Raw genomic sequence first — 8,378 nt, 5'->3', positions numbered from 1 at the left:
CGGGCGGTGCTGCTGAGCGCGTCCTCCGTCGCGGAGGGCGGCCCGGCGGTCGGCCGGGTGCACGCGGCGCTGCCGGGCATCTTCGACGAATGGGCGGTGCTGCGGCCGTCATGGTTCATGCAGAACTTCACCGGTGGCCATCTCCACGCGCTGAGCATCCGAACCGAAGGCGTCATCCGCACCGCCACCGGGACCGGCCGGGTCGGCTTCGTCGACGCCGAGGACATCGCGGCCGTGGCCGCCCGCGCCCTGACCGGCGTACGCGCCCCCAACACCGACCTCGTCCTCACCGGGCCCGAGACCCTCGGCCACGACGACGTCGCCGCGATCCTCACGGAGGTCACGGGCACCCCCGTGACCCACCGGTCGCTGTCCCGGGCGGAGCTGCGCGACCGGCTCGCCGAGCTGATGCCCGCGGAGTTCGCCGCGATGCTCGCCGACATGGACCGGGCCATCGCGGCGGGCGCCGAAGACCGCGTGACCGACTCGGTCCACCGCCTCACCGGCCGCCCCGCGACGGACTTCCGCACCGTCGTGGAGCGGGAGCTGGCGCGCGGTGCGGGGCCGGGCGCTCAGGAGGGAAGGGCGTCGGCCAGGCCCGTGCCGAGGAGCCGGAAGGCCCGCTCGGCGGCGGCCACCGCCTCGGGGTAGACGTCGTCGGCCGGGCGGCCCGCCTGCACCTGCTCGCTGTTGCGGGCGGCGAGGGTGCGCAGGACGGTGACGATCTGCACCGCGGCGAGCCGGGCGGTGAGCTCGTCGGCGCCGGCCTCCACCAGGGCCTCGGCGAGGGCGGCGATGCTGTGCCCCGCGTACCGCAGCAGCCGCTCGCTCAGGCTCGCCGTCGTGCTGAGCAGCCGGGCGAAGGCCACGGCGTCGGGGTCGGAGGTGAGTCCGGTGTTCGGGTCCCGCCGGGCCAGGGCGTCGAGCTCGTGCGCGTACAGGGCGGCCAGCGGGCTCGTCCCGGCGGGGCGGGCGCGGACCACGCGGGCCGATTCGTCCGCGTGGTCCGCGAACACGTGCAGGACCAGGTCCTCCTTGGTCGGGAAGTAGGCGAACAGCGTGCGCTTGGAGACCTCGGCCGCCTCGGCGATCTCCGCGATCGACACCTCGTCGAAGCCGCGGCTCAGGAACAGCCGCAGCGCCTCTTCGAAGATCGTCTGCCGGGTGCGCTGCTTCTTGCGTTCCCGGAGTCCCAGTTCCTCAGCCATGCGCCCACGATAACAAAGGGGTACCGAGGGGAAAGTTGCACCTGGTATAGTTCTCGACCAAGTGAAGGAATCTTCCGAGGAGGCTCCATGAACGCGCAAGTCACCGGTGTCATCGTCGCGGGGGCCGGCGGCGCCGGGCTCACGCTCGCCGCCGAACTCGCCCTCGCCGGCGTACCGGCGGTCGTGCTGGACCGGCTGCCCGGCCGCAACCTCCAGTCCCGGGCCGGGGCGATCCAGCCCAGGACCGCCGAGATGCTCGCCCTGCGCGGCCTCCTGGACGACACCCTCGGCCGGTCGATCGACTACCGGCTCGTCGGCGGCCACTTCGCGGGCCTGCCCGTCCCGCTGGACTACGAGGCGTGGGACACCCGCTATCCGCACCCCGTCCTGCTCCCGCAGGACCAGCTGGAGGCGGTGCTGGAGGACCGCCTCGTCGCGCTCGGCGGCCAGGTGCTGAGGGAGCACCGGCTGACCGGCCTCCGACAGGACGCCGACGGCGTCACCGTCACCGTGACCGCACCGGACGGCGACCGGACGCTGCGCGGGCGCTACCTCGTCGCCTGCGACGGCGCGCACAGCAGCGTGCGCAAGATCATCGGAGCCGCGTTCCCCGGCGAAGCGGCCACCGCCCGCATGGCCACCGCCGATCTGGTGCTCACCGGCGACGTCGACGACAGCACCGCCGGGCACATCAGCTCACGGATCCACACCTCGCCCCGGGGCCACTTCGCCATGATCACGCCCCTGGCGGACGGGCTCCACAAGCTCATCCTCAGCGGCCCGCGGACCATGTCGGCCGGGCGCGACGCCCCCGTCACGCCGGAGGAGGTGCGCGAGGTCCTCCAGGCCACCCACGGCGGGAAGGTCGACGTGGCCGAGATCCGCTACGCCTCCCGGTTCAGCAACGCCAGCCGGCAACTGGAGGAGTACCGCCACGGCCGCGTCCTCTTCGCCGGAGACTCCGCCCACATCCACTCCCCGGCCGGAGGCCAGGGGCTCAACCTGGGTGTCCAGGACGCGTTCAACCTCGGCTGGAAGCTCGCCGCCGTCCTGCGCGGCGAAGTGGGCGAGGAACTGCTGGACACCTATCACGCCGAGCGGCACCCCGTCGCCGCGCGGGTGCTCGCCCTCACCCGGGCCCAGGGCGTGGTCATGGGGCCGCAGCGTGACGCCGGCCTGCCCGAGCTGCGCGACGTCCTCACCGACCTGCTCCGCCTGCCCGACGCCAACCGGTACATGGCCGGTGTGATGGCCGGGCTCGACCTCTGCCTCCCGTCCCCCGACGCCGCTCCCCATCCGCTACTGGGCCTGCGGATGCCCGACGTCGACCTGGACCTCGGCGACGGTGAGCCGGTCCGGTTCAGCGATCTGACGCGGACCGGACGGGGCGTCCTCCTCGACCTCGCCGAGGCTCCGCTCGCCGCCGCGGCCGCCTGGAGCGACCGGATCACGCAGGTGCGGGCCCGGGCGATATCCGGCTCGCCCGACGCCGAGGCCGTACTCGTCCGCCCGGACGGTTACGTCTGCTGGGCCGGCGGCGCGGGTCTCGCCGAGACGCTCACCCGCTGGTTCGGCCCGGCCGGCCGCGCGGGCGACGGGACGTCCGGGTGAGCGTCCTACGGCTCGGCGCGTAAGCCGCTGGTGCCTCGGGAGGGCGCGCTCACGATTCCTCGGTCCCGGTGCCACTGGTGGACAGGGCCGCCCGCCTCCGGCGGTACACCACCACCCCGCACACCGCGGCGACGAGGAGGGCGACGGCGCCGGCCCCGAGGGCCGTCCGCTCGGCGAAGAGCCGCCCCAGCACTTCGAGGACGCCGAGCCCCGCGGTCGCGTAGATCAGGGCCCAGGCCGCTCCGCCCACGAACAGGGCGACGAGGTAGCGCGGCAGCGGCATGCGCATGCTGCCCGCGAGGAAGTTGGCGGCGGTCTGGAAGCCGACGGTCAGGAAGGAGACGGCCACCACGGGCGCGCCCCACCGCTGGATCGCCAGCTCGGCGCGCCGGAACTTCGCCGAGGAGATCCGCCCGGCGAACCTGCTGCGGCGGGCACCGGCGCCGGTGAGCCACCCGAGGGCGAACGTCCCTCCGGCACGCAGCAGGACGATCGCGTACAGGGCACCGGCGGTGACCATGACCTTATCCACGACGCCCCCGGCCGAGCGCGGGGCCGGCACCAGGGCGCACCGCGCCCGCAGGCGCACGCAGCGCATGAACGCGGTCCCCGATTCCCACCTGCACCCTGCCTCTGCCCGTTCCGTTCCATGGGTCGCCACCCGCACGCTCGCGCGCCAGGGAAGGCAAGCCTAACCGGACGCCCGTGCGGGGCATAGGGGCGGTCGGACGGCCGGGTGGCGCACTGTCCGGCGCGGCGTGAAACGTCATTTATGCTTCAAGGCGGCCGCGGGGCGGTGGCTCGTTGTACGCGGCAACCACAAGGCGGTCCGTTCGACCGGCCGAGTGGACGGCCTGCGTCGTGTTCTCGGCCCGGGCTCACAGCCCTGTGGCGCTGATCATGAAGGTCGTGGGGGCATCGGGTGACCACCTGCGTGCGTCTCAGGGGTACGGGGTGACGGACGCTCCTCCCACCCGCGAACAAGAAGACCCCCAGGGAGAAGTGAGGTATGTCGGTGATCTGCGTCGGAGGCATGATCGGAATCGGCAAGACGAGTGTGGCCGAACTGATCGCCAAGGAGCTGGGCAGCGAGGTCTTCTACGAGAGCGTCGAGGACAACCCGATCCTGCCGCTCTTCTACACGGCGAGCCCCGAGGAGATCCAGGCGAAGCGCTACCCCTTCCTCCTCCAGCTCTACTTCCTGCAGACGCGGTTCGCCGCCATCAAGGCGGCCTACAAGCAGGGCGACAACGTCCTGGACCGGTCCATCTACGAGGACTGGTACTTCGCCAAGGTCAACCACGACCTGGGCCGGATCAGCTCCCTCGAGATGCGGGTGTACGAGGGGCTGCTGGACGAGATGATGCGGGAGATCGACGGCCTGCCCTACCGCAAGGCACCCGACCTCATGGTCTACCTCAAGGCGGACTTCGAGACGGTGCTGCACCGGATCGGACTGCGGGGCCGCGACTTCGAGCAGGACGAAAGCCTCGTCGAGTACTACCGGACGCTCTGGTCCGGCTACGACGACTGGGTGTACAAGCACTACTCGGCCAGCGAGGTGCTCGTCGTCGACATGAGCCGGACGGACGTGGTGAACAACCCCGACGACGCCGCCCGCGTGGCGCGGACGGTCCGGGAAGCCGTGGCCGCGGCCCGGGCCAACGGCTGAGGCGGGCCCGGCCCGCGCCGGCCGTCGTGGAAGGGGACCGGTGCCCCTTCCGCGACGCGATCGTCAGCGGCAGTCGCGGGCCGGATCGTCATGCGTCATCGCGCACGCCATGCGCTGTCCGCGCACCGTCCCGTAGCGGGCGACGAGCGAGCCGCGGAAGCCGTCCCACTGGGCACGGGCGTCCGCGATGGCCGTCTGGACGGCGGCGTTGAAGTTGCCGGCGACCTGCCCCCTGGCGGTCGTGGGGGAGGTGGCCCTCCCCGTCGCGGGGTCGATGGTCCCGTTGTCCTTGTTCAGGACGCCGTGGGTGATCCGCTTGCCGCAGCCCCACGGGTTGAGGCTGAAGCATCCCGTCGTGAGGTCCCCGGGGATGTCGGAGGCCGAGGGCGCGGCGGCGGCCAGCCGGAGGAAGGGCGCAGGACCGGTACGGGCCAGGCCCGGCGGGTTGCTGACGCCGACGGGGGACCTGCCGTCCGCCTGGTCCGCCCAGTTGCTGTGCGAGTAGAAGTCCTCGGTGCCGTGCAGCGCCCGGCCGAAGCCCTCGATGGCGTTGCACTTGCCGCGGCCGGGGACGCCCAGCGCGAAGGTGCAGTCGGAGGAGAGGTCGGTGTCGGAGGCACTGACGGCGCCCGCGGCGTTCACGAGCACGTCCGCCCTCTCCACCCCGCGGTCGAACTCGCCCTTGAGGTGCGCGATGCAGGACAGCAGCACCGAGGTGGCCTGCGCCCTGGTCCGGGGGTAGCCGGCCGCGTTCAGGTAGTCGGCGCCGTCGCAGTGTGCGGCCTCGGTGAGCGCCTGGTCCATGTCCGGCGCCCCGATGGCCCCCATCGTTCCGTTCGCCCCCGCCAACTGGCGGATCGAGGCCGGCTGGAAGCACGCACCGGCCGTGCCGGGAGCGGTGCCGGGTGCGCAGGCGAGGGCCGCGCGGGTGATCCGTTCGTGCTCGGAGTTCTGCCCGAAGCCGTCGATGGTGCCGAAGTTCTGGATCGGCGGTACCGGGACGGCGTCGGCCGATCCGGCGAGCCCCAGGAGGAGCGCGGCGGCCGCGATCCCGGCGGAGAGCGCCGAGAGCACCGGCCTGCTCCGACGGTACGTCATCGTCATGATGGGTCCCCCTTGTCGAGGCCCGTGCACCCCTCTCGGGCGCACGGGCCGGTCAGGACATGACTACCACTTGGCAGTTGGAGGGACGGATGAGAATCAGATGGAGAACGGTGCCTGGGAGGCGAACTGCTGGCTGCGCTTGCCCGTCTGGAGCATGTTGGGCGTCTGGTAGAAGGGCATGCTCTCGACGACCTGGCGGTGGAGGGTCGAGTAGCTTCCCCGGAACGCCCCGTTCTTCCACGTCTTGAGCAGGACTTCGGTGAACAGGCCGTTGGGCCCCACCCCGTCGCTGGAGGTCTGGTTGTCCTGGCAGCCGGAGACCAGCAGGACATCCGCCCGGATGTCCTGCAGGTCCAGGGCGGGCACGGAACGCTGGATCTCGTCGTACAGCTCCTGATCACGCTGGTAATTGCGGAACTGGGCGTCCTGCGGCAGGGCGCGGATGCGGGCGCGGACCTCGGACGGCTCACTGGTGTCGAAGGCGCGCACCAGTTCCGCGTCGTCGAGGAAGTGCGAGACGTCGCGCGAGACGGTACCGCTGTGGCAGCTGTCGGAGAGCAGGAGGACGCGTACGTCCTCGGCGAAGGCGGCGAAGGCGGCGTACAGCTCGTCGTCGACGAACTGCCGGTCGTAGAGCACCCACGTCTCGTCGCGGCGGTCGGGTTCGTCACCGTTCTTGTCGGGGACCTGGGATCCGTGGCCGGCGTAGGTGAGCAGCAGGAGGTCGCCTCCGGTGAGCTGGGCGGCGGCCGTCTTCAGGGCGGACGCGACCTTCTCGCTGGTGGCGTCCTTGGTGAGCAGGGTCGCGAGGGTGTCGAACCCGTTGGCCTTGGCGAGGTCCCGCATGGTCAGGGCGTCGTTCTCGGGGTTCTTCAGCTCGCCCTTGGTCCCGTAACGGGTCTCGTCGATCTCGTTGATGCCGATGTGGATGGACATTCCTCTGGGCATGGCCGTTCCTTGGTCGTCGAGTCCGTGGGGGCGAAACCCGAGCCCCGGTCGACGGTACGGAAAGTGACAGACCGTTACCACGGTGACGCGCAGGTGCCACACGAAGGGGCGATCCCGTCCGCGCCGGCTGACGCGGGCACCGTCTCTCAGGGGCGGTGCCCGGACACCGACCGGCGCGCGACGGGGAAGTCGAAATAGGTGTCCGGGAACAGCTCGGGCTTGTGCGTGAAGTGCCACCACTCCTCGGGCGGGTTGACGAAGCCCTCCGCCGCCAGCGTCGTCTTCAGCAGCAGGCGGTGCGCGCGCTGCTTCCCCTGGACGCGGGGGTCGTCGGTGTGCGACAGCGTGTCGAAGCAGTCGAAGCCGGTGCCCATGTCCACGGAGTTGTCCGGGTACCGCTCCGCTTGCGGCGCGTAGCAGGGAACGGATTCCTGCCCCGGCACCGGCGGGGGCGCGGGGACCGCCGGAAGGGGGACGATCGTCAGGTCCATGGTGCTGCCCCGGCTGTGCCCGGACTTCTCGGCGATGTAGCCGTCCTCGAACAGGCGCGACTTGTCGACCCGCGGGTAGAACTCGGCCTTCCGTCGCTCGTCGGAGAGGTCCTTGGCCCACCGTACGAAGTGGTCGACGGCCCGCTGCGGCCGGTAGCAGTCGTACACCTTGAGCGAGTACCCCTGGTGCACCAGGCGCCTCTGGGCCCGGTGCAGGGCCTGGGCCGCCGGCCGGGTCAGGATGCAGACCGGCTGCCGGTAGCCGTCGATCCGCTCGCCGATGAAGTTGTGGGCCGACACGTAGCGCATCTCCTGGATGATCGTGGGGTCGACGGAGCTCAGCGACACGAACTCCCCGGGAGCTTTGGGCTCCGGCGTCCGGGCGGCGGCGCTGAGGGTCGAGGCCGCGGTGAACACGGTCGTCACACCCACCGTCACGGCGATGCGCGCCATCGTCGACATGGTCATCGAGTTCTCCCTGTACCAGAGCGGGTTCCGCCGCGGATGGTCGGTCCCCCCGTGTACTGGCCCGCTCGCACGCCAGGTATGCCCCGGCTCTCCGGTCTGTCCAGCGGAACGCCCCGGAATGGCGGATACCGTCTAGGAGCCGGAGCTGACCGCCACCGGCCCGCCCGCCCCCTGGAGGAGAAATGAACCGCCGCGTCCTGAGCGCCGCACTGACCGTCCCGCTCCCGCCCGAAGCGGCCTTCCGCCTCTTCACCGCCCGGGGCGAGCGGGACTGGGAGCCGGGCTGGGACCCGGTCTTCCCGGTCGAGACGCCGGACGACACCGAGCCGGGAACCGTCTGGCTCACCTCGTCGGACGAGGAGGCCACGACCTGGCTGGTGGCCGCCCGCGACTTCCCGCACTCGGTCTCCTACGCCCGGCTCACCCCGGGCGTCCGGGCCGGGACGGTCACCGTCGACCTCACCGCCACCGAGACCGGCAGTGCCGTGCGGGTCACCTACGACATGACGCCGCTCACCCCGGCCGCGGCCGGGGCGCTCGACGAGTTCGCCGCCGGCTTCCCGTCCTTCATCGAATCCTGGGCGGAACTCATCGCCGCGCACCTCGCGGCCTGACCCCAGCCCCGGCGCCCCCACCCCGGGCTCCCGGGCGCCAACCATTCGCCCTATACCGAAACGATGCGGCACCCTGGAGCCATGAATCACGACGACACACCCGCCCCCGGTCCGGCGGACTCTCCCGCTCCCGCCGCCCGGCTCGCCGCCCTCGCCGCCGCCCTGGCCGACGAGACCCGGGCCGCCATCTGCATGACGCTGCTGGAGGGGCGGGCCTGGACCGCGGGCGAGCTGGCCCGCACCACCGGGGTCGCCCCGTCCA

The 8,378-nt window shown here is 72.0% G+C and carries 9 protein-coding genes and 1 pseudogene; 5 read left to right on the top strand and 5 right to left on the bottom strand.

Annotated elements, in window-relative coordinates; translation table 11 throughout:
* Positions 1-651: hypothetical protein (locus SSNG_RS00955; protein WP_241694959.1), on the top strand; the 651-nt coding region annotated here is incomplete at its 5' end.
* Here the strand turns inward: SSNG_RS00955 and SSNG_RS00950 are convergent.
* Positions 573-1,208, bottom strand: coding sequence for a TetR/AcrR family transcriptional regulator (locus SSNG_RS00950; RefSeq protein WP_007261899.1), 636 nt, complete (start codon positions 1,206-1,208; stop codon positions 573-575). The genes SSNG_RS00955 and SSNG_RS00950 overlap by 79 nt on opposite strands.
* 87 nt (positions 1,209-1,295) lie before the next feature.
* On the opposite strand from SSNG_RS00950, the gene SSNG_RS00945 reads away from it, so the two are divergent.
* Positions 1,296-2,819, top strand: coding sequence for an FAD-dependent monooxygenase (locus SSNG_RS00945; RefSeq protein ID WP_007261898.1), 1,524 nt, complete (start codon positions 1,296-1,298; stop codon positions 2,817-2,819).
* A 49-nt stretch (positions 2,820-2,868) separates the two neighbouring features.
* Here SSNG_RS00945 and SSNG_RS00940 read toward each other — a convergent pair whose 3' ends face one another.
* Complete coding sequence (locus SSNG_RS00940; protein WP_007261897.1) at positions 2,869-3,351, bottom strand: VTT domain-containing protein; 483 nt, start codon at positions 3,349-3,351, stop codon at positions 2,869-2,871.
* A 477-nt stretch (positions 3,352-3,828) separates the two neighbouring features.
* Here SSNG_RS00940 and SSNG_RS00935 point away from each other — a divergent pair, with 477 nt between their 5' ends.
* Positions 3,829-4,491, top strand: coding sequence for a deoxynucleoside kinase (locus SSNG_RS00935; protein WP_007261896.1), 663 nt, complete (start codon positions 3,829-3,831; stop codon positions 4,489-4,491).
* Positions 4,492-4,554: 63 nt separating this feature from the next.
* Here SSNG_RS00935 and SSNG_RS00930 read toward each other — a convergent pair whose 3' ends face one another.
* From SSNG_RS00930 to SSNG_RS00920, 3 genes are all read right to left on the bottom strand, one after another.
* Positions 4,555-5,595 (bottom strand): CinY protein, encoded by a 1,041-nt coding sequence (locus SSNG_RS00930; RefSeq protein WP_129593269.1) that lies wholly within the window; start codon positions 5,593-5,595, stop codon positions 4,555-4,557.
* 96 nt (positions 5,596-5,691) lie between these two features.
* Complete coding sequence (locus tag SSNG_RS00925; protein ID WP_007261894.1) at positions 5,692-6,543, bottom strand: caspase family protein; 852 nt, start codon at positions 6,541-6,543, stop codon at positions 5,692-5,694.
* Positions 6,544-6,689: 146 nt separating this feature from the next.
* Positions 6,690-7,496: a M15 family metallopeptidase gene (locus tag SSNG_RS00920; RefSeq protein ID WP_042802680.1), complete on the bottom strand. Its 807-nt coding sequence runs from the start codon at positions 7,494-7,496 to the stop codon at positions 6,690-6,692.
* A gap of 188 nt (positions 7,497-7,684) precedes the next feature.
* On the opposite strand from SSNG_RS00920, the gene SSNG_RS00915 reads away from it, so the two are divergent.
* A complete protein-coding gene (locus tag SSNG_RS00915; protein ID WP_007261892.1) occupies positions 7,685-8,116 on the top strand; it encodes an SRPBCC family protein in 432 nt (143 codons plus the stop codon).
* An 81-nt stretch (positions 8,117-8,197) separates the two neighbouring features.
* Positions 8,198-8,378 (top strand): annotated as a pseudogene (locus tag SSNG_RS00910) (transcriptional regulator); the annotation flags it as partial.

The organism is Streptomyces sp. C, from assembly GCF_000158895.1.
GTDB lineage: Bacteria > Actinomycetota > Actinomycetes > Streptomycetales > Streptomycetaceae > Streptomyces > Streptomyces racemochromogenes.
The sequence above is the reverse complement of the archived record's forward strand: the minus strand, read 5'-3'. Positions and strand labels throughout refer to the sequence as shown.

Bases quoted from the DNA above. Each gene is read 5' to 3' on its own strand.
- SSNG_RS00935 (WP_007261896.1), top strand. From the start codon at position 3,829: ATGTCGGTGATCTGCGTCGGAGGCATGATCGGAATCGGCAAGACGAGT.
- SSNG_RS00925 (WP_007261894.1), bottom strand. From the start codon at position 6,543: ATGCCCAGAGGAATGTCCATCCACATCGGCATCAACGAGATCGACGAG.
- SSNG_RS00930 (WP_129593269.1), bottom strand. From the start codon at position 5,595: ATGACGATGACGTACCGTCGGAGCAGGCCGGTGCTCTCGGCGCTCTCC.
- SSNG_RS00945 (WP_007261898.1), top strand. From the start codon at position 1,296: ATGAACGCGCAAGTCACCGGTGTCATCGTCGCGGGGGCCGGCGGCGCC.
- SSNG_RS00920 (WP_042802680.1), bottom strand. From the start codon at position 7,496: ATGTCGACGATGGCGCGCATCGCCGTGACGGTGGGTGTGACGACCGTG.
- SSNG_RS00950 (WP_007261899.1), bottom strand. From the start codon at position 1,208: ATGGCTGAGGAACTGGGACTCCGGGAACGCAAGAAGCAGCGCACCCGG.
- SSNG_RS00915 (WP_007261892.1), top strand. From the start codon at position 7,685: ATGAACCGCCGCGTCCTGAGCGCCGCACTGACCGTCCCGCTCCCGCCC.